Origin of the sequence: Mammaliicoccus sp. A-M4 (assembly GCF_022386955.1) — a bacterium.
GTDB classification, from domain to species: Bacteria; Bacillota; Bacilli; order Staphylococcales; family Staphylococcaceae; genus Mammaliicoccus; species Mammaliicoccus lentus.
The window spans coordinates 1-25,976 of sequence record NZ_JAJNHH010000004.1; the positions used below are offsets into that span (position 1 = coordinate 1).

Genomic DNA, 25,976 nt, shown 5'->3' on the forward strand with positions numbered 1-25,976 from the left:
GATCTATTTAAAATGTTTTGTGCAGTAACTTCAGGAGTAAAAGGCTTATAACGTTTGGTTTTACGACGTATAATTGCTTTTAATTTTAATTGTTTCATTAATCTATAAACACGCTTATGATTTACACGTTTATTTAATTTAAGACGGATATAGATATAAATACGTCTATAACCATAAATACCTTGATATTGGTGATAGATATCGTTGATATCTTCCATTAATGTATTATTTTCAATCTCTCTCTTAGAGGGTTTTCTATTTGTCCATTTATAATAACTTGATCTATTTATTCCTAAAACACTACATAACCATTTAATTGGATATTTATTTTTTAGCGCTTTAATCGTTTTGTATGACGCGATTTGTTTACTTTTTGATTCATCATCTCTCTTTCGAATTCTCTCCGCTTTTTTAAAACCTCATTCTCCATTTCTAAATATTTATTTCGTTCTTTTAATGCTTTAATTTCTGCATCTTTCATTTCATCTTCTGTCATTATAGATTGAGGTTTCCCTTTGCCTCGTCCATCTTCTAAACCAGCATTACCATGATTTTTATATTTTTTCACCCAATTATAAACTTGACCATAAGTCACTGAATATTTATCAGCGATTGTTTTATAATCACTATTACTTTCTATGTAATCTTTAACTATTTCAATGCGTTCTTCTAAATTTGTTTTTCTTGCTTTCATCGTATACACCTCGGGTTTTGGAGAATATGTTTTGTTCTCTTTACCCATAGTATAACGTTTTATCCAGTTTCGAACAGTGCGATCTGATGGGATATTGTATTTAATAGCCAACTGTACAGGTGATATTCCCTTTTCAAAATACTCATTAATAATTTGTAATTTAAAAGATGACGGATACGAGTTATTTTTTGTTTTAGGTAACAATCCATTAACTCCATATAATTTATACCTCTGGTATTTTTCACTTAATAATCTACGATTTGTATTCAATGACAACATTTTTATAACGTTTAAGAAGCTATAGCCTTGTTCATATAAATCAAAAGCTTCTAATAAAGTATTGATATCTATTTTAATATTTCTAGTCATAATAAAACTCCCTGCTAAGTTTTCACTATTTAAGTGTTTACTTAACAGGGAGCATATCATTAAAATAGGGGATAGTGCTTTTTATTTATGATTTAAATGTATTTCTAAGTTGTTGTTGTTCATCTTTAAGTTGTAATAGTTTAGTTTTTAAATCTTGTTCTAAAGATTGTAGTTCTTGTTCAGCTTGTTGACGTTTACGTGTACCGTCTTCTTGTATTCTTAATGTTTCTTGAATTGTATCCACGATATTTGTTTGTGTCGTCTTAAGTGTCTCAATATCAACAATACCACGTTCATTTTCTTCTGCTGTTCTTATCGCATTTTGTTTCAACATTTCTGAGTTTTTAAGCAACAGTTCATTTGTCGTATCTGTAACTTTCTTCTGTGCTTCTGAAGCACCTTGTTGCCTCAATAAAGTTAACGCGATAGCCATTTGGTTCTTCCATAATGGAATACTCGTTAAAATCGAGCTTTGAATCTTTTCAGCCAATGTTTGGTTAATATTTTGTATCATTCTAATTTGTGGTGCTGATTGTAAAGTAATTTGGCGAGATAATTGTAAATCATAGATTCGCTTTTCTAATCTGTTTATATATTGTTGTAAATCAGCCAAATCTTGTACATCCATTTGGTTATTAGATGCTTTAACTTTTTTCTCAAGCTCCACTAAATCATTTTGTTTAAGTTCATCACGCTTTTGTTCAGCTGCTGCGATATAAATATTTAAAGCATCAAAATACGCTTTATTTTCTTCATACAATTGATCTAATAGACCAACATCTTTCATCAGCATATTTTGTGATTTTTGCAGCTCTACAGATATGCGGTCGACTTGCGCACCAACTGATTGGTATTTGCTAAACATTTCATTAACTGAGCGCTCAGCACGCTTAAAAATACGTTTTAAACGCGATTGATTTTGTTTTTGTAATTCATCAGGATTTACTTCTTTTAATTTGTTCATCAAGTTTCTAAGTGAAGAACCGATTGGCCCGACATCTTTAGATTGAACTTGGTTGAGCATTTGATGAGAAAACTGTGATAATTTGTTTTGAGCTTGTTGACCATACAGTAACAGACCATCATTATCTAATGGTTTAATCTGTTTAGCTATTTCGTTTATTTTTTGTTGATCTTCATCTGAGAAATTCTTTTCATAAGTTGAAGTTACATCTGATTGACCAGATTGCTCATTTTCTTGAGCTTCCTGTGGTGCAATTTCATTCGATGAATCCTTAAACGGATCATCAATTAAGTCATCAAATAAATTTTTATTAGTTTCTGTCATAATTACGCTCCGTTTCATATTCGTATTTTTCTTGATTAGTCTTCAAATTTACTTTTTCTTTAGTTGTTTCAGGTATTTCTTTAGTAAAATCTTTTCTGTTTTTAGCCATGTCAGCTAATTCCATCTCAATATCCAATTGATTATAATTCGATACATTCAACTGCTTTAAATCAGCAACTAAAGTCCTTTTATTCTCATCAATCGTAAGTTTAGTTTGTTTCAATTTAGCTTTTTCTTCTTTAGTTTTATTCGGCATGCGTTGTAATAGAGTGTAGTTATCAATTAAATTAACTGTATTATCTAAATGCGAATAGAAAAAGCTTTCGACTGTATAAAACTTTTCTGGAGATTGTTTAACAGTGTTGTAAATTGTTCTTGTTAATTTAGCAACTTCATTTAAATTTTTAAATTCATTATATGAACGTACACGCATATAATTTTTATATAACCGTTTAAGTTTTGGGCTCGCATCATTTAATTGTTTTCTAATGAAATGATATTCTCTACGAGTTAATCCCATTTCCTTTAAAAAACGTCTAGAGCTATACCATTGAATAGGAATAAAACTCAATATATATGATCCGATAAACATACCAGTATCTAACATGAAATGTAAATCCAATTGAAATACACTAAATAAAAAAACAACAGACGATATTGGTACAGCTAATAGTGCACCTAATATATACGATAAATTATATTTCATTTTCATCTTCCTAAATTATAACGTTTTGAAATGCTTTGTATTTTCATCTAATGTTACATCTTCTATGTTGTAATCATCTACTTGAGAAGCAGGTGCAACGCCTTCAATTACTCCTTTAGTAAAACTTTCTAAGTCATCTGTTTTCCCGCTAGCATAAACTTCAACATAATCGTTAACATTTTCAACTGAGCCAACTATATTATATTTCTTAGCCAGTTGTGCTGTGAAAAATCTAAAACCAACGCCTTGTACGCGTCCATAAACTTTAATGTGTTTTCCGTTCATATTAATCACCTCATATATCCATTATAAAGGGTTTCTTACAAAAAAACTAATAATTAGAAACATAAATACTAAGCGCTTTTCTTGATTTCATCTTCAAATAGATTTAAATTTGTTTTAAGGTAATATTCTGAATAGGGGCGTTATAAATGTGGAAAGTTGTTACTATGCGGGCAGATTATGAGGGCTGGTGGCTATTCGATGATTGGACAGATCATATTATTCATGAAATCATTTGCAATGATTTTGATGAGATGCTAATAACTTATAATGACTTACTGAAATCGTACCAAGAAAAATATGCAAATGAGATAGTTGGTAAATATAATATTCATGCTTTTTATAATAATTGCGATATTGCTTTTTGTGAAGATTGTGAAGAAGATTTACAAATTTTTTATAGTATTCTTATATTAAATGACAATTCTATTTATACACCTTTACCAAATTAATAAATTCTGAAAATATCTGAATTGGTATTGCATTTGAATATTTAGTGACGTATAATAAGTAATAGCAATATCGTTATTCCATATTGCAAATGACATTATATATTTGGTGTTTTTTGTAATATGCGAATATCGCATATTGAATTTTAGTCTTGGAGGTTTCTCAATTATGAAACAAGGTACAGTAAAATGGTTTAATGCAGAAAAAGGATTTGGTTTTATCGAAATCGAAGGAGAAAATGACGTATTCGTACATTTCTCAGCAATTAACCAAGAAGGTTACAAATCTTTAGAAGAAGGTCAAGCAGTAGAATTCGAAGTAGTTGAAGGCGACCGCGGCCCACAAGCTGCAAACGTTGTAAAACTATAAAATATATGAATTTGAAAGACTAGAAAGAAACCCTAACAATGTTAGGGTTTCTTTCTGCAAAACTATAATACTATTAAATAATAATAAAGTTTAAGTTTATATAACGATATCTTTAATTATTTAAAAGCGCTACCCGCAGATTTCTATCTGATTGGGTAGCGCTTTTTTATTCAAAAAAATAAATAATTATTTATTTCACATCGTTCAAAATGAGTTGTTTTAATGTTTGCCTCTTAATAACTTCTCTTGCTTTTCCATCTCTGACAAATAACACTGCCGGTTTTGGCATTTGGTTATAGTTAGAACTCATAGAGTAGTGATACGCTCCTGTCGATAATACAGCTATATAATCACCAATTTTTGTTGATTTAGGTAATTTCATATCTTTACCGATTAAATCACCTGATTCACATAATTTACCTGCTATTGTTACTTCTTGTAAATCATCTTCTTGTCTATCTACTAATAGTGCCTCATATTTCGCATTATATAAAGCTGTTCTAATATGATCACTCATACCACCATCAATTGAAACGTAAGTATTAACATTAGGTATTTCTTTAATAGTGCCAACTCTATATAAAGTTACACCCGCTTCTCCTACGATAGAGCGTCCTGGCTCTATAGATATCTCAGGTATATCCATGCTATATTTTTCACTATTTTCTTTAATAGCATCAGTAATGCGCTTAATACTTTCTTCAATTGGATAGCTCTTATCTTCGTTTGTATATTTAATACTGAAACCGCCACCCAAATTGAGAATTTCAATATCGATATTATTTTCTTTTAACCATTCAAATACAATTTGTATCGTATTAATCGTACCATCCGCTTCAAAAATTTGTGACCCAATATGGAAGTGGATACCTTTAAAGTCTATTTTGTCTGATGCTTGTAGTGCTCGTACACCTTCTAAAGCAGTACCATGTTTTATCGATAATCCAAACTTACTATCTTCTTGTCCTGTTTGTATAAATTCATGTGTATGTGCTTCAACACCTGGATTAACTCTTAAAACTGCTTTGATTGGTTTAGATGCAATTCGGTTAATACGTGTAATTTCATCTAATGAATCAATAACGAAATACTCAACGCCACTTTCAATTGCATATTCTATTTCATCATTCGTCTTGTTGTTACCGTGAAAGTGTATTTTACTCGGATCAAAATCACTCGCTAAAGCTGTAAATAGTTCTCCTTCAGATACTACGTCTAAGCCCATATTTTCCTCTGCCATTAGTTTAAATAATTGAATGCTACTAAAGGCTTTAGATGCGTATGAAATATTATATTTTAGACCACTGTTACTAAATGCTTCATGAAATCTTCTACACTGTGATCTGATTTGTTCTTCATCATAAACAATAGTAGGGGTACCATAACTAGCTGCAATTGTCTTTAATGAGATATTCCCCATCGTTAATACGCCTTGATCATTATATTTAACAGTCATGATTTAATCTCCTTTATTAATGAATGATGGTTTAGTGCACTAATTTGTTCTGAATTAGCACCTACACCTTTAAATGTAAATTCGTCTATTCTTATGTCATTGCTATACATTGTTACCATATCTCCACGTTTTACTGATTCATCCACTTCTACAAACATATGACTCATCATTAATCCACGTATAGGATACCTTTTACCATTGATTAGCGCATCATGTTTAGCACGTGTTTTAAGTATACCGTCTCCATAACCGATATCAACTACTGCAAGGTTACAATCTTTATCTGCTGTATATTGGAAACTATAACCACAAGTTTCGCCTTGTTTAATAGGGCGTACTTGAATCACATTCGCAGTAACAGTAAAATTTTGATGAGTAGTTGAAGTAGCGAGACTACTATAAGGTCTTGAACCATATAGAATAATACCTAATCGCGCATGTGTATGTTGATCAAGCAAGCCATCTTCTCTTACAAAACTCGCACTATTCTGAGCATGAATAAATTTAAACGTATAACCTAAACTTAAGATTTCGTCTAAACAACTTAACCAAGCTGCTCGTTCTATTTCATACTCATCTCCACCAAATTCATCTGCGTATCCGAAATGCGTCCATATTCCTTCTATTTTAGCTTGTTCATCATGGGGTAGGTTAGTATTGAATTTTAATACTTCTTGCATTTCTTGAGCATTTTTCAATCCTGAACGGTGTAGCAAGTTTTCTAATTCTAAATGTAACTTAATACCACTTAAATCGTCTTTAAATTCATAATAAAATTCTAAAGAGGGTAAAGTCATTGCGATATTATATTGTTTTAAAGTTTCAAACTCTGTAGATGGATTCATTAAAAAGATATTTACATCACTGTTTAAATTTCTAATTCTCACAGCTTCATGTAAAGATGTCGTACTAAATGTCTGTATAGCAGCAGCGATAAATGATTGCACTGCAAATTCTAAACCAAAATGATAAGCATCATTTTTCACAACAGCCATAACTTCTTGTCCATCTGTAAACTGTTTAGCGTTATTTATAAAGTCTTGTTCATATATTGTGATACGTGCAACCATTATTTATCCCTTCCTTGATTTAACAATGCCATATAATAATCAGCTATTAAAATAAGCACTTCTTCATCAAAATTTAATTTGTTTGTATGTAGACCATACACAAAGTCTTTTTCAATATTTTTAGTTCCGAAAAATACAAAATAACTTGGCGCCAATTGTCCATAGAAACTAAAATCTTCGCCGAATAAATATGGTTTTTCTAGTTCATGTAATTCGACACCAGTTGTATTTAATGCTGACTTTACATTTTCGTATAGTGTCGAATCATTTGTAGTAGGTGGGTATCCCTCAGCAAAATCAACACGACATTCAACATCAAATAACAATTCAACACTTTGAGCAATTTTTATCATTTGTTGTTTCACGGTTTCTAAATCTTGTACATCATAAGTTCGAATTGTACCTTCTAAATAGCCATTTTGTGGGACCGTGTTAATTGCTTCTCCAACATTAAATTGACCTATGTGTACAATGTTTCTATTAAGACCATTTAAATGAAATTGTTGAATTTGACTCACTTGGCTTAATACATGCATTAATGCTTCTGATGCAGCTTTTCCTTCTTCTTTACTCGCTACATGACTAGATAAGCCATTTAAATAGAAACGATACTCTGTAGCACTTGCAGTTATTTCATCATTTTTAAATGCTACTGTACCTAAATCTTCAAAAGGCATGATATGTACGCCATAAATTTCTTCTATTTGAAATTGATCAAATACTTTAGATTTTATAAGTTGATTTGCGCCCGCTTCCGTTTCTTCTGAAGGTTGAAAAATGAATACAACGTTATGTGGTAATTCGCCTTTGTCGTATAATGCTTTACACCTTTTTGTAAATAACATTAGCGCTGTCGTATGACCATCGTGTCCACAAGCATGCATCACATTGTCATTTTTACTTTTATAAGGTACTTCATTTTCTTCATGAATAGGTAAGGCATCAATATCTGCTCTATAAGCAATTGTCCTATTTGAATTGCCTTCTAAATAACCAATAATCCCTGTAGTAATAGGGCGTTCATATGGTATTTCCAATGATTTAAGAAAATTTTCAATATATGTTGTTGTTTCAAATTCTTGCATGCTTAATTCTGGATGTTGATGCAAATATCTTCTTGTTTCTTTAACAAAATTTAATTCAGACATTTAAAAATCAGTCCCTTTATAGTATGTATAGAAAGAGAGTGGGACATCATTCCAATTTTTTTAATAAGATTTCATTGTCCCACCCAAGCAAATATAAATAGCATTGAAAATTTTAATATAATCTATTTCAAACTAGATATATATTGCCAATCTAATAATTTAGGCTGAGGCATTTATTTATGTCTCAGCCTAATCTTTTATATGATGAGTTATTGGTTTAAGTTACGTAAAGCAGATACGATTTCTTTTTTACCATCTTGTACATCTGCTGATTGTTTAATAACTTTAGCAGGGGTACCAGCAACAACTGCTCCTTCTGGAACATCTTTCGTTACAATTGCACCAGCAGCAACGATAGCACCTTTACCAATGCGAACACCTTCAAGTATTACTGCATTAGCTCCGATTAGTACATCGTCTTCAACAACTACTGGAGAAGCACTAGGTGGCTCAATAACGCCCGCTAATACTGCACCTGCGCCAACGTGCACATTTTTACCTGTAGTAGCACGACCTCCAAGTGAAGCGTTCATATCAACCATTGTACCTTCGCCAACTACAGCGCCAATGTTAATTGTAGCGCCCATCATTACAACAGCGCCATCTTCAATAACTGCATGTTCTCTAATGAAAGCACCAGGCTCAATACGAGCGTTTGTATTTGTTAAATCTTTTAATGGTATCGCTGAATTGCGACGATCCATTTCTATTTCGACATCTGTAAATTGATCTGCATATTTTTCATTAAATGCTTTCCAATCTTTAGCATCACAGAAAATTGTTTTAGATGTTTCTGAACCAAAAACTTTAAATGACTCAGGGAACTCAACATTTTCAAATTGACCATTAACGTAGACTTTTAAAGGTGTTACCTTCTCAGCCTCACTAATATATTGTATAATCTCTTCTGCAGTAAAATCTTTAACCATGTTAAATTCTCTCCTCATTTAAATTATTGTATGTGTAATATCCGTTTTCTTTATTTACTAATATATTTGCCACACTTAGAGCACCGTTGGCAAATATATCCTTAGACTGTGCACGATGCGTAATTTCAATCGTTTCATCATGTCCTGCAAACAATACTTGGTGCTCTCCAACTATTGTACCACCACGTTGAGAACTAATTCCAATTTCAGAAGGTTCACGCTTCGTGTTAGTTTCATGTCTATTGTAAACCGGAACAGTTTCTTCACGCTTTTCTTTAATAGCATCATATAGTTGTACTAACGTACCACTTGGTGCATCTACTTTTTTATTATGATGTTTTTCCAACATCTCAATATCAAAGTCTTCAAGTAATGGTACAGCATATTGAATAATTTCTTTTAGAATATGCACGCCATAACTCATGTTTGCACTGAAGAATACCGGCATATCTTTAGATTTTTCTTTTAACTTTTCAATGATTATTTCTTTTTCACCTGTAGTCGCAATAACTAATGGTAGTTTAAAGTCTTCTTCTAATAGCGGAATTAATAATTCTGGGTTAGAAAAATCGATTGCTACATCCGCTTCAGGTGCCGATGAAATTGTATCAAAGGCAGGGTAGGGATATTGTTTAGAAGGATCTTTAACAACCACGCCTACAATTTCATTATTATTTTCTTCTGCTAGTCTTGCTACACGTTCGTTCATTGCGCCATAACCAATTAATAAAATTTTCATTGTTTTACACCATCTTTAAAGTTAGCAAATGCTTTGCTTAATGTTTGTTGTTCTTGTTCATTTAATGTTACTAAAGGTAACCTTACTTCATACTGACCAAAACCTAGTTCACTTGTTAATAACTTAATAGGAATAGGGTTAACATCTACACCTAAATCATTAAGTAAACTTAGAATTTGATCTCTTAAGTTTTCAGCAGTTTTCGTATCATCTTTTTGAACAAGGTCGAATAATTTTTGAGTTTCTTGTGGTATTGCATTTGCCACAACTGAAATTAATCCTTCTCCACCAAGCTTGTAATAGTCATACATATTATCGTCATTACCACTGTATAAAGCAAAATCAGAAGGTAATTTCTCTTTTAATGTTTGTGCATATTCTAAATCTCCAGTAGCATCTTTTAATGCTACAATATACGGATTTTCACTTAATTTAATCATTGTTTCTACGTCAATTGTCATATTTGTTCTAGAAGGTACATTATATAGAACTACTGGTAATTCAACTGTGTTTGCAATTTTAGTAAAGTGGGCGATTAAACCACGTTGGCTTGTTTTATTATAATATGGTGTGATAAGCATAATTGCATCTGCACCTAATTCTTTTGCTTTCAATGATGCTTCAATAGAAGCTTGTGTGTTGTTAGTACCTGTACCTGCTATAACTGGAACACGACCATTTACTTTTTTTATACCTATTTCTAATAATTGATTTTTTTCATCGTTTGTTAAAGTTGGATTTTCTGCAGTAGTACCGTTAATCACGATACTTTGTACACCGTTTTCAATTAAAAATTCTATATGGTTTTCAAATGCTTCGTAGTCTACATTCTCATCTGTGAATGGTGTCGTTAACGCAACACCTACACCTGTAAATATATGTGACATACTTAACACTCCTCAATTTTTTTATTTATTTAAATTCATAACTTGTTCTAAAACTTGTACTGCATTTAAACTTGCGCCTTTTAATAAATTATCAGAAGTACACCAAATATGGAATGTGTTATCTAATGATTCATCCTTTCTAATTCTTCCTACGAATACTTCATCTTTACCCGTAGAATGAATTGCTAATGGATATTCATTATTTTCTACATTATCAACGAGTACAACTCTGTCATCTTCATCGAATAATTTTTTAATATCTTCAACTGTAGCTTCTTTATCTAATGTTACGTTCATATGAACGCTGTGGCTGTCTTGTACAGGAACACGAACACAAGTTGCTGTAACATTTAAAGTGTTATCGTTTAAGATTTTACGTGTTTCGTCGATCATTTTTTGTTCTTCTTTTGTATAACCATCTTCTAAAAATGAATCGATATGTGGTAAGACGTTATTATAGATTGGGTGAGGGTAGTTAGTTGGTTCTTCACCTTGTTCTCCTTTTAATAAGTCTTCTTTACCAGCTAAACCTGAACCTGATACAGCTTGATAAGTAGTATAAGCTACACGCTTAAGGCCGAACTTATCTTGTAAAGGTTTCAAAGGAACTACAGATTGAATTGTAGAACAGTTTGGATTTGCAATAATTTTTCGATTTAATTTTGGTTCGTTTACTTCAGGAACGATTAAATCGATACCTTCGTGCATTCTCCAGTGACTAGAATTATCTATAACAATTGCGCCATTCTCTTCAAAAAGTGGAGCGAAATGTTCACTCGTGCTGCCACCAGCACTCATGATGACATAATCAAATTGTCCATCTGTTTTATCGTCTGTTAAAGCTTCAACAGTGTATGTTTTACCTTGGAATTCTACTTCTTTACCTGCTGAACGTGGTGATGAAAATAATACTAATTCATCAAATTGGATATTCTTTCTGTCTAATACTTCTAATACTTTTTCTCCTACTAAACCTGTTGCACCTACAACTGCTAATTTTGTCATTTTGTTCACTCCATCATTCATTATATATTAAATGTTTCACACAAAATACGTACTGCTTCTTCACCTAAATCTCGATCAACGACATAAGAAATACTAATTTCTGATGTTGTTGTTTGATAAAAAGGTATGTCATTACTAATTAAAGTTCTGAATGCTTTAGAAGCAATACCAGACATGTCTCTCATGCCAGTTCCAATTACGGATAGCTTTGCATAATTTTCTTTCATTATGTAGCGAAGGTGAGGGTAATCTAGCATTAAATCTTCTATAATTCTTTCAATTTGTTGTACTTCAGAATCTTTTATTGTAAATGACAATTGTAGACCTCTCTGATTTTCAATTTGTGAAATCATATCTACATTCATTGACTCGTGTTCTAAAGAATCAAACATTTTTTGCAGTAATTTAAAGTTTTGCATTGGATACGTTAATGTTACATGAATCATATGCGTATCTAACGCGACTCCAGTGACTGCTTTTTTCTCTAAAATTTCTGTTTGTGGCATAATCCATGTTCCTTTCACGTTTGATAATGTTCTACCTAAATAAAGAGGTATGTTGTAATTTCTAGCTATTTCAACACTCCTTGATTCTAATACACCAGCTCCTAAAGCACTCATTTCCATCATTTCTTCATAAGAAACTTCAGAAAGTAATTTTCCATCTTTATAAATTCTAGGATCTGTTCCATAAACACCATCAACATCAGTGTATATTTCACAAGTGGAATTTATACTTGATGCTATTGCTACAGCGCTTGTATCTGAACCACCGCGTCCTAAAGTAGTGATTTCCATTTCATCATTAACACCTTGGAAGCCAGCTACTACTAGAATATCGTTTGTTTTAAAAGCTTCTTCAAACCTAGGAGCATCAATTTCAGCTATTTTACTCTTTAAATGATGACCAATTGTTTTAATACCAGCTTGATACCCCGTCATCGCCTTCGTTTGAACACCTATATCATTCAACACCATTGAAAGGTAAGATATTGTTTGTTGTTCACCTGTAGTTAGCAACATTGCTAAATGTTCATCTTTAGGTTGCGATGTTAACGTATCAATATTTTGCATTAAAGTATCAGTCGTTTTGCCCATAGCACTTACAACAACTACTAGTTGTTCGCCATTATCAACGCGAGATTTTAACATATAGGCTATATTTTTAATTTTGTTAAAATCACTTACGGATGTTCCGCCAAATTTCAATACACTTTGTGTCAAGATTATTCCTCCAATTAAAATCGGGAGGTCAACGCCGTAATATAAATAAAAAAACAAGTTCGGCATCCGAACTTGTTTTAATTTATATATACAAGTGATGCACTCCATTTATCATTAAGATAATGACAGACAATAAGCTGTTAACCTATACGTCCAACATAATAGTTCTGCAAAAATATTATGTTTCGGCATCGCACCCTTTCACTCCTTGAAGATTGCAGTCCTATAGGGGAGTTACTAATGATTGATGCGCCTCATCAAAAACATATTCAATTGATATGCATTCATTATACATAGAAAGAATATTTATGTAAAGAGAGAAAACAGATTATTTCAAAAAGTCACAACAATTCAACAAATTTAAAATGAATAAAATGGGTAAATTAATGCAGAAACAAAGAATGGGTTGGGAGATAAATTATAACTCAAAATAAATAATCTACGATTTTGTTCGTGCATGCTTGACTAGGGTATGGTTCGAGCCTGTAGTCTCTCACTCATAATATTCCCTCAGGCTTCAGCACTTTACAAAATCGTAGGGAACATCGCGCTAACGAGCTTGTTTGAAATTTCTTGCTCGTTAGGGGACACGTCCTCTTCTTGTTCATTATAAACAATTAACTACTCTCGCTTATATAATAAAAACAGGCTGGGACATATAAATGTCTCAGCCTGCTCATATAAGTTCAGCATAAATTAGCTATATACACCTTGATCTCTTAGGTATTCTTCATAGCTAATTTCTTTAGAAATTACGCCATCTTCTTTAATATCAATAACTCTATTAGCAATAGTGTTTATAAATTCAAAGTCGTATGAAGTAAAGATTAATGAACCTTTGAAGTTCTTCAGACCATCGTTCACAGCTGTGATACTTTCTAAGTCTAAGTGGTTAGTAGGTTCGTCTAATAATAGTACGTTAGAATTTGATAACATCATCTTACTCAACATACATCTTACTTTTTCTCCACCTGAAAGTACGTCTGCTTTTTTCTTAACTTCTTCACCACTGAATAGCATACGTCCTAAGAAACCTCTTAAGAATGTTTCAGTTTGTTCTTCTGGTGGTGCATATTGTCTTAACCAATCAACTAAGTTCATATTTACACCATCGAAGAATTCTGAGTTATCTTTAGGTAAATAAGAACGAGAAGTTGTAACTCCCCATTTAACTGTACCTTCATCTGGTTCAATTTCACCAGCTAAAATACGAAGTAGGGTAGTTTTAGCGATTTCACTTTCTCCTATTAATACAGCTTTATCATTAGGATTCATAGTGAATGAAACATTATTTAAAACTTTATTACCATCAATTGTTTTTGAAACACCTTGAACTTGTAATAAGTCGTTACCGATTTCACGACCAATATTAAAGTTAACAAATGGGTAACGTCTTGAAGAAGGTTGAATATCATCTAACTCGATTTTATCTAACATCTTCTTACGACTTGTTGCTTGTTTAGATTTAGATGCGTTCGCACTAAATCGAGCAATAAAGTCTTGTAATTCTTTAATGCGTTCTTCTTTTTTCTTGTTTTGATCTTGAGCCATTTGTGCAGCTAGTTGACTTGATTGATACCAGAAATCATAGTTACCAACAAATAATTTAATTTTTCCGTAATCTAAATCAGCGATGTGTGTACATACGTTGTTTAAGAAGTGTCTATCATGAGACACAACGATTACTGTATTTTCAAAGTTTATTAAGAATTCTTCTAACCAAGCGATTGCTTGAATATCTAAACCGTTTGTAGGCTCGTCCAGTAATAGAACATCTGGCTCACCAAATAAACTTTGAGCTAATAATACTTTAACTTTTTGGTTATTTTCTAATTCAGACATTTGTTTATCATGTAGGTCGTCTTTAATACCTAAACCTGAAAGTAATACAGAAGCATCCGCTTCAGCGTTCCAACCGTTCATCTCAGCAAATTCGCCTTCAAGTTCAGCAGCACGCATACCATCTTCATCAGAGAAGTCTGGCTTCATGTAAATGTCGTTTTTTTCTTTCATAACTTTCCATAATTTTTCGTGACCTTTTAATACCACGTCAATTACTTTTTCATCTTCATGAGAAAAGTGATCTTGCTTTAATACAGCTAAACGTTCATCTTTACCTAATGAAACGTTACCTGATTGTGAGTCTAATTCTCCAGATAATACTTTTAAAAATGTTGATTTTCCAGCGCCATTAGCCCCAATAAGTCCGTAACAGTTGCCTGGTGTGAACTTAATATTTACATCTTCGAATAGTTTACGATCACCAAATCGCAAACTTACATTAGTGACTTGTAACATTAAATGACTCCTTTTCATTAATACTTCTATCGATGAATTATACCATATATCTAACAAAAAAGGACAAGAGAATGAACTGTCGTTACATGAAACAAAATGCATGTTATAATGTAGAAACTAATAAGATAAGAATGGAGAATGATATGGCACAAGAAAAAGATACACTTGTAGGTCGAATAGACTTTTTAAAAGTGGATAGATTGGAAGGTTCAACGTACCATTTACTTGGACCTAACAGCGAACATATTAAAATGAATGCATCTGAAGTAGATAATGAAGACGATTTAGAAATAGGCGAAGATTATAGTTTCTTTGTATATCCAAGCCGTTCTGGCGAATTATTTGCCACACAAAATATGCCAACAATTACAAAAGACCGTTACGATTGGGTAAAAGTTTTAAGAGTAGATAGAGATGGCGCAGCAGTTGATGTTGGTCTACCTAGAGAAGTATTAATCCCTTGGGAAGACCTTCCAAAAGTTAAAGAACTTTGGCCACAAAATGGCGACATGATTTTTTGTACGCTAAGAATAGATAGCAATAGTCAAATGTTCGCAAGATTAGCGACTGAAACAATTGTTGATACTATGTATAAAGCTGCGGAAGAAACAGTTTTACATCAACATGTTACAGCTAGACCATACCGCCTGTTAAGAGTAGGAACATTTTTACTGTCAGAAGATGGATACAAAATATTCGTACATGAATCTGAACGTAGACATGAACCTAGGTTAGGCGAAGAAATGGACGTTAGAATTATTGGCGTTAAAGAAAATGGCGAGTTAAATGGTTCATTCTTACCATTAGCACATGAACGTCTTGATGAAGACGGACAAATTATTTTTGATTTACTAGTTGAATATGATGGAGAACTACCTTTCTGGGATAAATCTGACCCAGAAGCAATCAAAGAAGTATTTAATATGAGTAAAGCAAGTTTCAAACGCGCAATAGGTAGATTGTATAAACAAAAACTTATCGTTATTGAAACAGGTAAAATTGCGATTACTACAAAAGGCTGGGCTCAAGTTAAACAAGACGAAGCATAAATTCTTATATTGTTATAAATGAGTTGAGCATATACAAGCTGTGACCTAACGCAAAAGTTGGGACACGGCTTTTATTTTTTGAAGAAAATTATTTGTATTAGCGAACGTTGTTGACACGTTTGATGAGAATAGTCAACAAGGGTAGCGTTATTGACACGTTTGGTAAGAATAGTCAACAAGGATAACGTTATTGACACGATTGCTAAGAATAGTCAATAAGACCAGCGTTATTGACACGTTTAATAAGAATAGTCATTAAGAGCACTAACAATAAAGGTTCTTTTCGCCATTCATGACGAAAAGAACCTTTATTTAATTATTCAATTTCATCTGTTAATGTTTCTAATTCGTCAATCAAACTACCGATATAAGCTATTGTTTCTTTTAACGGCTCGTCTGTAGTAACATCAATTCCAGCTAACTCTGCTAATTCAACTGGAGATTTTGAACCACCTGATTTCAATACATTTAACCAATCATCAACAGCAGGTTGTCCTTCATTTTCTATTCTTTGACTCATTACTGTACCAATTGTTAATCCAGCAGAGTAAGTATATGGGTATAATCCCATATAATAATGAGGTTGGCGCATCCAAGTTAATTCAGCACCGTCAGTTATTTCGACTTCGTCACCCCAAAAATCTGAAATAGCTTTCTTTTTAATTTCATTAAGCAGTGGGGCAGTTAAAGCTTCACCTTCGTCTACTTTTCTATAAACTTCTCTTTGGTACTTAGCTTCTAATAAGTGCGTAACCATATTATGATAATAAGTTCTTGAAATAATTGAACTTATCACCCAACGTTTGAATTTTGGATCATTTGATTTTTTTAATAAGCTATTTGCCATTAACATTTCATTCATTGTAGATGGTGCTTCCACAAAATACATAGAACAATCAGCTTGGTATACATTTTGATATTTATTCGCTAAATTAAAATGACCAGCATGACCTAATTCGTGGGCTAATACAAATACTTCAGTCATTTTACTTGTCCATGAAATGAATATAAATGGATTTACGCCATATGGGCTCGCACAATAAGCACCTGTTTGTTTACCTTTATTTTGAGGAAAATCAATCCAGCGTTTGTCATAACTATCATTTACCATTTGCATATAATCATCGCCAAGCACACTTAATGCGTCTTTAATATATTCTTTTGATCCTTCAATCGATACATCAGGTTCATAAGTTGGATCTAGCGGAATTCTTAAATCTTCAAAACGTATTTCATCTAAATTATTTGTTCGCTTTAGCAATTTAGCATAACGTCTCATATGTGGTGCTAATTCTTCAGAAATCACATCTATTTGTCTATCGTACATTTCTCTCGTAACATCTTGAGGTTCAAGTAAGAAATCTATAACAGAATCATATCCACGAAGTTCGGATTCTATTTTTTCTTTTTGAACATGAGCGTTGTATGTTGCAGCAGTCGTATTTTCATAGCGACGCAATGCTTCGCTGAATTTCTTAAACGCATTTCTTCTCACTTCAGTATTTGAGTGAACTTCAAAATCTCCTTCGAATGATACATAATCTAATGCAATTTCTTCGTTATTTGCTTCAAACGTACCAAACTCAATATCTAACATTTTCGTAATTCCATACAATTCAAACGGTGCACTAAAAGTAGGTGAGAACGTCGCTAAAGTTTTTTCAACTTCAGGATGTAACGTATGTGGTTTTTGTCGTTTTAGTAATGATAAATATTTAGGGTATTCTGATTGTTTAATTAAAGCATTAAATGTTTCCTCTTCTAATTGTAAGATTTCCGATTCTAAAAATGATAATAAACCTGCAATCTTCCCGTATGTAGTAGAAAATTGTGCTGCTACTTTTTGATTATCAGCGTCAGTCGTATCAGTAGAATACAATAGTTCTGCATATGTACTTAAATGTATTACATCAATAATAAGATCAGCTTGTTCATGTAAAGCTGATTCAATAGTCGATACATCCTTTAATTGATTGAGATACTTTTCATTAAAATCAGTCACTCTTTGAACTAAGTCAGTTAACGTTGAATAAAAAGCGTTGTTATTTTCGTATAAACTCGATAAGTCCCATGTTTCGTTAATAGGTATTTCACTACGTAATTTTTGTCCCATTGTCTCATCCCTTTTTAAAATATTTGCAATGTTCACATAATTGCTCATTTTCATTATAATATTAATCATTTTAGAGTACAAATTTGCTAGGTTATAAAACATTTGTTAAATTCAATTATTTTTATAAAAATACTGCAAAACTTAATTAATATATTAATAATCGGGTATAATATTAGATATAGTTGTAAAGGAGGCGTAATAGTTTGAATATATTTGATTTCCCAAATTACTTATGGATATCATTTGTGATTGTCGTCGTTTTCTCAATATTGTCTTCATTAATATTAAAAAAATATGTTATTAGCGCAATATTAACATTTATAATATTAGGCATTATTGCTTTTATCTTACCTAATTTTTATGATATTACATACGAACCATTATTAGGTTACGCTGCCTTTATGGCCATTATTAGTTTATGCTTCAGTCTTTTAACATGGTATTTAGTCAAAAAGAATAGACAAAGAAGACTAGAAAAGTTAAGCGAAAAAGAAGGTATAGATAGCGGGCATCAATTTGAAAAATTAAAAAGACGAGAAAAATAATGATAAACAACATAATATAGAATAAAACATCGACCTGAATTTACATTTCAAGTCGATGTTTTATTTTATTATTTAAAATAAACTGGTGTAGCTACAGCATATAATACTTCATTTATTAGCTTACTACCATCTGAACTTAAATCTGAATTCTTTAATGTTCCTTCTAATTCATATCCACAACGCTCGATAGTTTCTATACTTTTAGTGTTTTGAACATCTATATAAGCTTCAATTCTAACAAAGCCATGTTCTTCAACTAAATATTTTGTAACATATTTTATAGCTTCGGTAGCAAATCCTTTTCCTAAACCAGAATTAACCATCCAATAGCCAATTTCACATGAGGGTAATCTTAAATTAATATCTTGTAAAACGATTGATCCAACGAAAGTTTCAGTTTCTTTATCGAAAATAAAATATCTTAAAAATTGTTTATTTAAGTTTATATCAGTAGTTTTATTAATAAAATCTGTAACTTTAAAATCGTCAAAATTATGATTAAAAAAGGAAACCCATTCTTTTAAGCGATCAACTGAATTAAGCATGCCTTGTTTAATAGTATCTTTATATGTATAAACACGTTCTCCAGCTAGTAAAAATAAACGATCAGTTTCTAGCTTTAAATCAAATTTTATGTTGTGACTCATAATAATGCTCCTATCTGATTCAATTTTTCTTATTTCTATAGTATATCAACTATAACATTATCTATATGACCAAAAATAATATTTTTTAATATTTGTTGTTGACCCTTACGTTACGTTAGACTTTATAGTAATAAGTAGGAGGAGGTCAGAGAAATGGAAATGACTGTAAAAGAAGTTGCAGATTTAGTAGGAATAAGCGTGCGCACGCTCCATCATTACGACTCAATAAACTTATTAAAACCAGATAATACAACTGAAGCTGGGTACAGGTTATATAACGATAAAAGTCTCGAAAAATTACAGCAAATTCTATTTTTTAAAGAACTAGATTTTCCTCTCAAAAAAATAAAAGAAATTCTCAATGATCCATCATTCGATACAAAAGAAGCATTAAGGTTACACAAAGAAATGCTTTTAGAAAAAAGATTGCGTATAGACAAAATGATAGAAACCATTGATAAAACAAATCTACATTTAAAAGGAGAGATTAATATGACAAAAGAAGAAAGATTCGAAGGTTTTGATTTTAGTCAAAATCCTTATGAACAAGAAGCTAAAGAAAAGTGGGGCGAAAAGACAGTTGATAAAGCTAATGAACAATTAGCAAATATGCCTAAGCAAGAAAGATTCGAAAAAGAAGATGAAATGAACACTATATTTAGAGAACTAGCTTCAGTTAATGATAAAGAAAAATCACCAGCATCAAAAGAAGCACAACAACTTATTCAAAATTGGTATGATTTCTTAAATGATAACATCAATTATGAGTATTCATTAGAAATATTTAAAGGTTTAGGTGAAATGTATGTAGCTGACGAACGTTTTACTAAAAATATAAACCGATTTGGTGATGGATTAGCACAATTTATGCATGAAGCTATTAATATATATGTAGAAAATCATAAATAAGAGAAACACCAATGATTTAATCGGAATAATTACGATTTAAACTCATTGGTGTTTTATATTATGTTTATGTTATTGTAGCTTAATATTAAATTTTAAGGAGAATCATAATGATATACATACTTAGACATTGCAAAGCTATCGGTCAAGATAAACATGCAAATTTAACTGAAGATGGCCAATTATGTGCAGAACAATTAGTACAAGTATTAGCAAACCTTAATATTGATCAAATATACATTAGTAATATGAAGCGTACATATGAAACAATCAAACCATATATAAGTAAATATCAAGTAAATGTTATTACAGATTCAAGGCTCAATGAACGTCAATTAAGCGACATATCATTAGATAATTGGTTAAATGAGCTTAAATACACATTTAAAGACTTTGATTATCGTATACATAATGGCGAATCAAGTTCAGAAGCTCAAAAAAGAATTTTAAGCGTATATGAATCCATTAATCAATCATATAACAGCTTAATCGTTACACACGGTAATATAATGACATTGCTATTAAATCATTTTAATCACGAGATTGGATTTGAAGAATGGAAAGCATTAAAAAATCCAGATTTATATAGCATAGATAAATATAACAACGTTAAACATATAAGTATGTCGTTAAACGAATAGAAAAGGGTCCCCTAATCAAAATACACACAACTTCCTATAATATATATTATGTAAACTAATATGTAGAAAATATATAGTTAACACGTATATCTGTGTTTATTGCGTTTTTATATAGTTTTAACTCGATACTTAATATTATCAATTCTCATTCATTTAACTCATGCAATTATTAAACTTATGATTATAGAAATTACAACCATTACGACACTCCAAATTATTGATGCTTTTCCTGATAATCTGCTTGTTTCATATAATAAGATTGCTATTAAATATCCAACTATCAATATTCCGAAATCAAACACGCCTAGATAAATGTTGTCGCTGCAAACAAACTTGATGCTTTTACATCAGATATTATGCTTAATTTTGATGATGTCAACGTAAATATCCATACTATGATTAATTCTAATACAATACTTAAAATCATGTTTACTAGCCACTTTGGTTTTTCTCTAAATTTATAAAAAGTTTCAGCTAAGACGAAATTGGATTTTTTCATATTAGTCCCCCTATTTAAATAAATTTATATTTATATAATATCACCATTTGCCTCGAATTCCATATATTTTTTTACAATATATGTTATTATTTTGAGGTAGACATTTTTAATATAGGAGTGAAAAATTTTGAAGAAGAAACTCATTTGGATAATCGGTATCATCGTTATTCTCTTATTAGTCTTGACTGCATATATTGTAAAACAGACTAGTAATGATAATGACAAGAAAAGTGACGGTTATGATACATATCAAGTTAAGGAAGAATCGCCTTTAAACATTTCTGGGAAAGCTTCCCCATCTAAAATAAAAACATATAATAACAATGATCAGTTAGGTGATTTAGTGAGTACTTTGGTTGAAGACGGAGAAAAAGTAAAGCAAGGCGATAATTTAATCAACTACAATATCAACGATCAAAAAAGACAGGACTTATCAAGTAAGGTTAACGACGCGCAAAATGTAGTTAATCAAGACTATCAAAATATTAATCAGCAACCGAACAACAACGATTTACAAAAGAAGTTAAATCAAGATTTAAACGCATTGAATGAAGCGCAAAAAGAACTATCTCAGTATACTAAACAAATTAATGATAGTACTTATGCATCATTTGACGGTGTAATTGAAATGGACAATGATACAGATGCTGCAAGCGGAGAATCTATATTAAAATTGATAGCAAATGAAACTCAAATTAAATCTTCTGTTTCTGAATTCGATGTGAACAAAATAAAAGTCGGAGATTCAGTTAACATCAAGGTTAATAGTACTGGCGAAAAAGGTCATGGTAAAATCACGAAAATATCTGAACTACCTAGTAACTATGAAGAAAAAGGTGCTACTGGTGCTAGTATGAGTCAAAGCGATAGCGAAGAAGGAAGTTCCCAGGCTTCAAATCCTGTGTCCAATAACCCTACTTTAAATAAGGACAACTCAAAATACCAAGTCACAATAGGAAAAATCGACTTACCTATTCGCAGTGGTTTTTCTACAGAAGCAGAAATCCCTATAGATGCTATTAAACTACCTAAGAGTGTATTAACTAGAAATAATGATGTTTTCGTATTAAACAAAGATAATAAAGTTGAAAAACGTCATCTTAATATCGAACGTCAAAATGGTGAAATATTTGTTAAAAAAGGTCTTAAAAAAGGAGAAAAACTGATTGTTTCACCTAAAAAATCATTAAATAATGGTGATAAAGTTGAGGTATCCTCATGATTAATTTAGTAAATGTTAATCGACACTTTAAGAATGGCGAAGAAACAAACCATATTTTGAAAGATATTAATATTTCGATTGATACTGGTGAGTTTATTGCAATAATGGGACCTTCTGGTTCAGGAAAAAGTACATTGATTAATATTTTAGGCTTTATAGATCGAGGCTATACTGGTGAATATTTATTTAATCAAGAAAACTACCAAAATGTTTCGGATAATAAGCTTGCTGCTGTAAGAAATAAAACAGTCGGATTTGTCTTTCAAAACTTTAAATTAATACAAAATAATACGATATTAGAAAATGTGAGCATCCCCCTACTTTATTCAGGTATGTCCACAAAAGAAAGAAAGCGTCATGTAGAATCCGTTTTAAGAGAAGTTGGCATTGAAGATAAAAAGAATTTAGTACCTAGTAAATTATCAGGTGGACAACAACAACGTGTTGCTATAGCACGTTCGATTGTAAACCAACCGAAATTTATTATTGCCGATGAACCTACCGGCGCACTAGATTCTCAAACATCTAAAGATATTATGGATTTATTCGTACGGTTAAATCGTGATAAAAACACAACTATGATTATCGTCACACATGACCGCAAAGTTGCAGAACAAGCAGATCGGATCATACACATTTTAGATGGTCGTGTTCAACGAGAAGAGGTGGTTGAATGAAAAACTTACCTAACATTATATCAATATCTCTTAAACCGATTATGAAAAATAAACGTCGGAATATCTTCACGATGATTGGTATCATTATTGGTATCGCTGCAGTAATAACAATCATGTCATTAGGTAATGGCTTTAAAAAGACAGCTTCAGAAGAATTCGAAGATACTGGTGCAAGTAAAGGTCAAGCAGTGATAAGCTATATGCCCAGTAATCCAGATAACGCCACTAAAAATCCTTTTGATAAAGAAGATATGGATATGGTAAGACAAATTAAAGGCGTTAAAAGCGTGAAAATTAAAGAAGACAAAAATCAAAGTTATTCAGCGAAATTAACAAATGCTCAAAAACAACAAAACGTTAACATTATTAAAAAAGAACAGTTTTCAAATACAACAGAAGGTCATGGATTTTCGAAAACAGATAATGAATTAAATGAAAAAGTTGTCACGGTAGATAAAACAATAGCGAAAGAAGTATTTAATAATGACGCTATAGGACAAACATTATTTATTGATGATCAAGGCTTTAAAATAGTCGGCATTGCTAATGATGAAATGAATGATTCAGCAGTGCATATGCCTAGCCAAACATTTAGTAAATACATGGGTAACTTAAATCAAAAGTTTCCAGAACTTGAGATTAAAGTAAACGATGATAGCGAAAAGAAAGAAATAGCCAATAAAGCTGCTAAACAATTAAATAAAAGCGGTTCTGGTAGTAGCGATGGCAATTACGAATATACAGACTTAGAAGAAGTTATGAAAAGCATTACACAAGTATTCGATGCCATTACGTACTTCGTAGCTGCAGTAGCTGGTATCTCCCTATTCATTGCAGGTATCGGTGTAATGAATGTGATGTATATTTCAGTAGCAGAACGAACAGAAGAAATCGCAATTAGAAGAGCATTTGGTGCCAAAGGAAGAGATATAGAAGTACAATTCTTAGTTGAAAGTATTGTATTATGTCTCATAGGCGGAATTATAGGATTGATACTCGGTATATTAATATCAAAACTAGTAGAAGCAGTAACACCTGATATGGTACAAAGTGTTATCAGTCTAGGATCTGTAATTTTAGCAGTTGGCGTATCAACATTAATCGGAATAGTATTCGGTTGGATACCAGCACGCTCAGCATCGAAAAAAGAATTAATAGACATTATTAAATAGAATTGAAACAGGTTGAGACATAAATAAATGTCTCAACCTGTTTTTTATATAATTGAGGCTATGAATGTCGCACGTGCACCTCGTCTTGCAACATTCAGACAAATTACAAGTTGTGACAATATAGCTATCCTTGTTGACACGTTTTACTAGTTATGACAATATAACTATCCTTATTGACACGTTTTACAAGTTGTGACAATATAGCTATCCTTATTGACACGTTTTACAAGTTGTGACAATAAGGACATTACACCTATAATGAAAGAAGCTGAGACATGTATCTATGTCCCAGCTTCTATATATTTTCTATCTTTTAATTTTTGAGCGTACTTTTTGTAATGTATTGTATAAGAAATACTTTTTCTTATTGATTGGTTTGTAGAAATCACCTATAAGTTCTTCGATTTGTACATTAAATCCTCGTTTGAATCGATATACACCGTAGTCTTCACTGTTTTCAGTAAAGTCTCCTGATAAACCGTAGAAGTTATATCTATCGAAGCCATTATCGAAACAATAGTTAATCATATACCAATGCATCATATATGGGCCCATGAAGTGATTGTATTTTTCGCTTGAACCACCTGAGAAATAGTTGATTTCATATGCGTTTTCAAAGAATACACCTGCAGAGAGATTTAATACTTCTCCATCTGTCTTCATTAACTCACTTGTTTCTAGTAATTCTTTTTGAGCATGGTCAATCTGTCTATCAGTTTCAGCGATTTTCTTAAGTTGCTTTTCTGATTTATTTTCTTTAGCCATCATTTGATCGCGTTTCGTTTCTAATTCAGTTAAGTTTTCTTGAGTAGATTGTATATATTCATTTAAATCTATATACGCTAATGGTACTAATGCTTTAGAACCGTATGTATTGATAAAGTTCATAAAGTATTCGTCTGTTTTAGATATAAAGCCTGCTCTCTCTTCAGTCTCTCTATATAATTTGAAGAATATATCTAATTCGTCTTCTTCTAGAAATCGAACTTTCACACCGTAGTTATGAGCTTTATTAACGTTACGTTTTCTCTGGCTATCGAACCCTTTTTTAACTTCTGCTAAAGTCTTGTCTTTTAAGTTTAGTACACCCATCCATCTTACTTGGCTTGATGGATCATATTGTGTAGTAAAACCATGGTGTTGATATCCTAATGATTTTATTAAGTCGACAATTTGGTCGTTCGGGCCATCTTCTTTTATTGGATTAAGGTCTTTATCATAGATGTTATAAATCCAGTAAGGGTCTACTTTAACATATAAACATTGATGTTGTTTTAAATATTTTTCAAGCGATTTAAAATAGTATTCTACTAATTGTAAATCACTGTAATCCATCACTGGACCACGGTTTGAATAATAAACATAACTGCCTAATGTTGGTATTTTAGAGAACAAACTTGCTGCAACAACTTGGTTGCTCTCATCTTTAACACCTAATAATACGACTTGGAAGCCATCATTTTCTCTTGTTTTGATATTTTCTTTCACTTGGAAATAATGACTTTCATATTGACTATCAGATACAAAATCGTCGTATTCAGTAACGGTTAATTCTGTAAATTTCATATTATCTAAATTCCTCTCTTACTGAA

27 protein-coding genes and 1 riboswitch are annotated in these 25,976 nt (G+C 31.6%); of the genes, 9 read left to right on the top strand and 18 right to left on the bottom strand.

Annotated elements, in window-relative coordinates; all coding sequences use genetic code 11:
- The 5 genes from LQ682_RS04860 to LQ682_RS04880 form a co-directional block, all read right to left on the bottom strand.
- Positions 1-218 (bottom strand): IS3 family transposase (locus LQ682_RS04860; protein WP_239723951.1); only part of this gene is annotated, 218 nt, incomplete at its 3' end.
- 113 nt (positions 219-331) lie between these two features.
- Positions 332-1,063 (bottom strand): helix-turn-helix domain-containing protein, encoded by a 732-nt coding sequence (locus tag LQ682_RS04865; RefSeq protein ID WP_239723954.1) that lies wholly within the window; start codon positions 1,061-1,063, stop codon positions 332-334.
- A gap of 85 nt (positions 1,064-1,148) precedes the next feature.
- Complete coding sequence (locus LQ682_RS04870) at positions 1,149-2,351, bottom strand: toxic anion resistance protein (RefSeq protein ID WP_064205147.1); 1,203 nt, start codon at positions 2,349-2,351, stop codon at positions 1,149-1,151.
- The gene (locus LQ682_RS04875) at positions 2,338-3,057 is read right to left on the bottom strand and encodes a 5-bromo-4-chloroindolyl phosphate hydrolysis family protein (RefSeq protein ID WP_103269466.1); all 720 of its coding nucleotides are present in this window, start codon (positions 3,055-3,057) and stop codon (positions 2,338-2,340) included. Before LQ682_RS04875 ends, LQ682_RS04870 begins: the two co-directional genes overlap by 14 nt.
- A 15-nt stretch (positions 3,058-3,072) precedes the next feature.
- A complete protein-coding gene (locus LQ682_RS04880) occupies positions 3,073-3,342 on the bottom strand; it encodes an acylphosphatase (RefSeq protein ID WP_016999782.1) in 270 nt (89 codons plus the stop codon).
- 146 nt (positions 3,343-3,488) lie between these two features.
- On the opposite strand from LQ682_RS04880, the gene LQ682_RS04885 reads away from it, so the two are divergent.
- Together LQ682_RS04885 and cspA are read left to right on the top strand one after the other, a co-directional pair.
- The gene (locus tag LQ682_RS04885; RefSeq protein ID WP_064205146.1) at positions 3,489-3,791 is read left to right on the top strand and encodes a DUF1033 family protein; all 303 of its coding nucleotides are present in this window, start codon (positions 3,489-3,491) and stop codon (positions 3,789-3,791) included.
- A 166-nt stretch (positions 3,792-3,957) separates the two neighbouring features.
- Positions 3,958-4,158 carry a cold shock protein CspA gene (gene cspA, locus LQ682_RS04890; RefSeq protein WP_016912585.1) on the top strand — a complete coding sequence of 67 codons (201 nt, stop codon included), beginning with the start codon at positions 3,958-3,960 and terminating at the stop codon, positions 4,156-4,158.
- Between the two features lie 190 nt (positions 4,159-4,348).
- Here the strand turns inward: cspA and lysA are convergent, their stop codons facing one another.
- From lysA to LQ682_RS04935, 9 genes are all read right to left on the bottom strand, one after another.
- Entirely contained in the window at positions 4,349-5,614 is a 1,266-nt protein-coding gene (gene lysA / locus LQ682_RS04895) for a diaminopimelate decarboxylase (RefSeq protein ID WP_016999780.1), read from the bottom strand.
- The gene (locus LQ682_RS04900) at positions 5,611-6,684 is read right to left on the bottom strand and encodes an alanine racemase (protein ID WP_239723956.1); all 1,074 of its coding nucleotides are present in this window, start codon (positions 6,682-6,684) and stop codon (positions 5,611-5,613) included. Before LQ682_RS04900 ends, lysA begins: the two co-directional genes overlap by 4 nt.
- Positions 6,684-7,832: a M20 metallopeptidase family protein gene (locus tag LQ682_RS04905; protein ID WP_103269468.1), complete on the bottom strand. Its 1,149-nt coding sequence runs from the start codon at positions 7,830-7,832 to the stop codon at positions 6,684-6,686. The genes LQ682_RS04900 and LQ682_RS04905 overlap by 1 nt, the downstream gene beginning before the upstream one ends.
- 209 nt (positions 7,833-8,041) lie before the next feature.
- Positions 8,042-8,761: a 2,3,4,5-tetrahydropyridine-2,6-dicarboxylate N-acetyltransferase gene (gene dapD, locus LQ682_RS04910; RefSeq protein ID WP_064205142.1), complete on the bottom strand. Its 720-nt coding sequence runs from the start codon at positions 8,759-8,761 to the stop codon at positions 8,042-8,044.
- A gap of 1 nt (position 8,762) precedes the next feature.
- Entirely contained in the window at positions 8,763-9,500 is a 738-nt protein-coding gene (gene dapB / locus LQ682_RS04915; RefSeq protein ID WP_016999776.1) for a 4-hydroxy-tetrahydrodipicolinate reductase, read from the bottom strand.
- On the bottom strand, positions 9,497-10,387 hold the full coding sequence (dapA, locus tag LQ682_RS04920; RefSeq protein WP_103269469.1) for a 4-hydroxy-tetrahydrodipicolinate synthase: 891 nt from the start codon (positions 10,385-10,387) through the stop codon (positions 9,497-9,499). The genes dapB and dapA overlap by 4 nt, the downstream gene beginning before the upstream one ends.
- A gap of 21 nt (positions 10,388-10,408) precedes the next feature.
- Positions 10,409-11,392, bottom strand: a complete 984-nt coding sequence (locus LQ682_RS04925) for an aspartate-semialdehyde dehydrogenase (RefSeq protein ID WP_016999774.1) — start codon at positions 11,390-11,392, stop codon at positions 10,409-10,411.
- Positions 11,393-11,412: 20 nt separating this feature from the next.
- Positions 11,413-12,615: an aspartate kinase gene (locus LQ682_RS04930; protein ID WP_239723958.1), complete on the bottom strand. Its 1,203-nt coding sequence runs from the start codon at positions 12,613-12,615 to the stop codon at positions 11,413-11,415.
- A gap of 89 nt (positions 12,616-12,704) precedes the next feature.
- Positions 12,705-12,881, bottom strand: a riboswitch (Lysine riboswitch).
- Between the two features lie 430 nt (positions 12,882-13,311).
- The gene (locus LQ682_RS04935; RefSeq protein WP_103269470.1) at positions 13,312-14,913 is read right to left on the bottom strand and encodes an ABC-F family ATP-binding cassette domain-containing protein; all 1,602 of its coding nucleotides are present in this window, start codon (positions 14,911-14,913) and stop codon (positions 13,312-13,314) included.
- Positions 14,914-15,056: 143 nt separating this feature from the next.
- Between LQ682_RS04935 and LQ682_RS04940 the strand changes: the two genes are divergently transcribed.
- Entirely contained in the window at positions 15,057-15,962 is a 906-nt protein-coding gene (locus tag LQ682_RS04940; protein WP_064205259.1) for a CvfB family protein, read from the top strand.
- Between the two features lie 316 nt (positions 15,963-16,278).
- Here the strand turns inward: LQ682_RS04940 and pepF are convergent, their stop codons facing one another.
- Positions 16,279-18,075 (bottom strand): oligoendopeptidase F, encoded by a 1,797-nt coding sequence (gene pepF, locus LQ682_RS04945; RefSeq protein ID WP_239723960.1) that lies wholly within the window; start codon positions 18,073-18,075, stop codon positions 16,279-16,281.
- A 203-nt stretch (positions 18,076-18,278) separates the two neighbouring features.
- Here pepF and LQ682_RS04950 point away from each other — a divergent pair, with 203 nt between their 5' ends.
- On the top strand, positions 18,279-18,620 hold the full coding sequence (locus tag LQ682_RS04950; protein WP_017000590.1) for a hypothetical protein: 342 nt from the start codon (positions 18,279-18,281) through the stop codon (positions 18,618-18,620).
- Positions 18,621-18,688: 68 nt separating this feature from the next.
- Here LQ682_RS04950 and LQ682_RS04955 read toward each other — a convergent pair whose 3' ends face one another.
- Complete coding sequence (locus LQ682_RS04955) at positions 18,689-19,267, bottom strand: GNAT family N-acetyltransferase (protein ID WP_017000591.1); 579 nt, start codon at positions 19,265-19,267, stop codon at positions 18,689-18,691.
- 153 nt (positions 19,268-19,420) lie between these two features.
- On the opposite strand from LQ682_RS04955, the gene LQ682_RS04960 reads away from it, so the two are divergent.
- Together LQ682_RS04960 and LQ682_RS04965 are read left to right on the top strand one after the other, a co-directional pair.
- Positions 19,421-20,176, top strand: a complete 756-nt coding sequence (locus LQ682_RS04960) for a MerR family transcriptional regulator (protein ID WP_103269472.1) — start codon at positions 19,421-19,423, stop codon at positions 20,174-20,176.
- Positions 20,177-20,283: 107 nt separating this feature from the next.
- Positions 20,284-20,814, top strand: coding sequence for a histidine phosphatase family protein (locus tag LQ682_RS04965; RefSeq protein WP_017000593.1), 531 nt, complete (start codon positions 20,284-20,286; stop codon positions 20,812-20,814).
- Between the two features lie 304 nt (positions 20,815-21,118).
- Here the strand turns inward: LQ682_RS04965 and LQ682_RS04970 are convergent, their stop codons facing one another.
- Positions 21,119-21,313, bottom strand: a complete 195-nt coding sequence (locus LQ682_RS04970; protein WP_017000594.1) for a hypothetical protein — start codon at positions 21,311-21,313, stop codon at positions 21,119-21,121.
- Positions 21,314-21,440: 127 nt separating this feature from the next.
- Here LQ682_RS04970 and LQ682_RS04975 point away from each other — a divergent pair, with 127 nt between their 5' ends.
- Genes LQ682_RS04975 through LQ682_RS04985 form a run of 3 tightly spaced genes read left to right on the top strand, consistent with a single transcriptional unit; the run spans position 21,441 to position 24,384 of the window.
- Positions 21,441-22,535, top strand: a complete 1,095-nt coding sequence (locus tag LQ682_RS04975; protein ID WP_017000595.1) for a permuted SH3 domain-containing protein — start codon at positions 21,441-21,443, stop codon at positions 22,533-22,535.
- Positions 22,532-23,212 carry an ABC transporter ATP-binding protein gene (locus LQ682_RS04980; RefSeq protein ID WP_017000596.1) on the top strand — a complete coding sequence of 227 codons (681 nt, stop codon included), beginning with the start codon at positions 22,532-22,534 and terminating at the stop codon, positions 23,210-23,212. The genes LQ682_RS04975 and LQ682_RS04980 overlap by 4 nt, the downstream gene beginning before the upstream one ends.
- Positions 23,209-24,384, top strand: a complete 1,176-nt coding sequence (locus tag LQ682_RS04985; protein ID WP_239723962.1) for an ABC transporter permease — start codon at positions 23,209-23,211, stop codon at positions 24,382-24,384. The genes LQ682_RS04980 and LQ682_RS04985 overlap by 4 nt, the downstream gene beginning before the upstream one ends.
- Positions 24,385-24,690: 306 nt before the next feature.
- Here LQ682_RS04985 and LQ682_RS04990 read toward each other — a convergent pair whose 3' ends face one another.
- Positions 24,691-25,950 (bottom strand): aminoacyltransferase, encoded by a 1,260-nt coding sequence (locus tag LQ682_RS04990; protein ID WP_016999559.1) that lies wholly within the window; start codon positions 25,948-25,950, stop codon positions 24,691-24,693.
- Positions 25,951-25,976 lie beyond the last annotated feature (26 nt).

What these genes read in the sequence shown, in the direction of transcription:
- LQ682_RS04865 (WP_239723954.1), bottom strand. Translation starts at nt 1,063, where the DNA reads ATGACTAGAAATATTAAAATAGATATCAATACTTTATTAGAAGCTTTT.
- LQ682_RS04870 (WP_064205147.1), bottom strand. Translation starts at nt 2,351, where the DNA reads ATGACAGAAACTAATAAAAATTTATTTGATGACTTAATTGATGATCCG.
- LQ682_RS04875 (WP_103269466.1), bottom strand. Translation starts at nt 3,057, where the DNA reads ATGAAATATAATTTATCGTATATATTAGGTGCACTATTAGCTGTACCA.
- LQ682_RS04880 (WP_016999782.1), bottom strand. Translation starts at nt 3,342, where the DNA reads ATGAACGGAAAACACATTAAAGTTTATGGACGCGTACAAGGCGTTGGT.
- LQ682_RS04885 (WP_064205146.1), top strand. Translation starts at nt 3,489, where the DNA reads ATGTGGAAAGTTGTTACTATGCGGGCAGATTATGAGGGCTGGTGGCTA.
- cspA (WP_016912585.1), top strand. Translation starts at nt 3,958, where the DNA reads ATGAAACAAGGTACAGTAAAATGGTTTAATGCAGAAAAAGGATTTGGT.
- lysA (WP_016999780.1), bottom strand. Translation starts at nt 5,614, where the DNA reads ATGACTGTTAAATATAATGATCAAGGCGTATTAACGATGGGGAATATC.
- LQ682_RS04900 (WP_239723956.1), bottom strand. Translation starts at nt 6,684, where the DNA reads ATGGTTGCACGTATCACAATATATGAACAAGACTTTATAAATAACGCT.
- LQ682_RS04905 (WP_103269468.1), bottom strand. Translation starts at nt 7,832, where the DNA reads ATGTCTGAATTAAATTTTGTTAAAGAAACAAGAAGATATTTGCATCAA.
- dapD (WP_064205142.1), bottom strand. Translation starts at nt 8,761, where the DNA reads ATGGTTAAAGATTTTACTGCAGAAGAGATTATACAATATATTAGTGAG.
- dapB (WP_016999776.1), bottom strand. Translation starts at nt 9,500, where the DNA reads ATGAAAATTTTATTAATTGGTTATGGCGCAATGAACGAACGTGTAGCA.
- dapA (WP_103269469.1), bottom strand. Translation starts at nt 10,387, where the DNA reads ATGTCACATATATTTACAGGTGTAGGTGTTGCGTTAACGACACCATTC.
- LQ682_RS04925 (WP_016999774.1), bottom strand. Translation starts at nt 11,392, where the DNA reads ATGACAAAATTAGCAGTTGTAGGTGCAACAGGTTTAGTAGGAGAAAAA.
- LQ682_RS04935 (WP_103269470.1), bottom strand. Translation starts at nt 14,913, where the DNA reads ATGTTACAAGTCACTAATGTAAGTTTGCGATTTGGTGATCGTAAACTA.
- LQ682_RS04940 (WP_064205259.1), top strand. Translation starts at nt 15,057, where the DNA reads ATGGCACAAGAAAAAGATACACTTGTAGGTCGAATAGACTTTTTAAAA.
- pepF (WP_239723960.1), bottom strand. Translation starts at nt 18,075, where the DNA reads ATGGGACAAAAATTACGTAGTGAAATACCTATTAACGAAACATGGGAC.
- LQ682_RS04955 (WP_017000591.1), bottom strand. Translation starts at nt 19,267, where the DNA reads ATGAGTCACAACATAAAATTTGATTTAAAGCTAGAAACTGATCGTTTA.
- LQ682_RS04960 (WP_103269472.1), top strand. Translation starts at nt 19,421, where the DNA reads ATGGAAATGACTGTAAAAGAAGTTGCAGATTTAGTAGGAATAAGCGTG.
- LQ682_RS04965 (WP_017000593.1), top strand. Translation starts at nt 20,284, where the DNA reads ATGATATACATACTTAGACATTGCAAAGCTATCGGTCAAGATAAACAT.
- LQ682_RS04970 (WP_017000594.1), bottom strand. Translation starts at nt 21,313, where the DNA reads ATGAAAAAATCCAATTTCGTCTTAGCTGAAACTTTTTATAAATTTAGA.
- LQ682_RS04980 (WP_017000596.1), top strand. Translation starts at nt 22,532, where the DNA reads ATGATTAATTTAGTAAATGTTAATCGACACTTTAAGAATGGCGAAGAA.
- LQ682_RS04985 (WP_239723962.1), top strand. Translation starts at nt 23,209, where the DNA reads ATGAAAAACTTACCTAACATTATATCAATATCTCTTAAACCGATTATG.
- LQ682_RS04990 (WP_016999559.1), bottom strand. Translation starts at nt 25,950, where the DNA reads ATGAAATTTACAGAATTAACCGTTACTGAATACGACGATTTTGTATCT.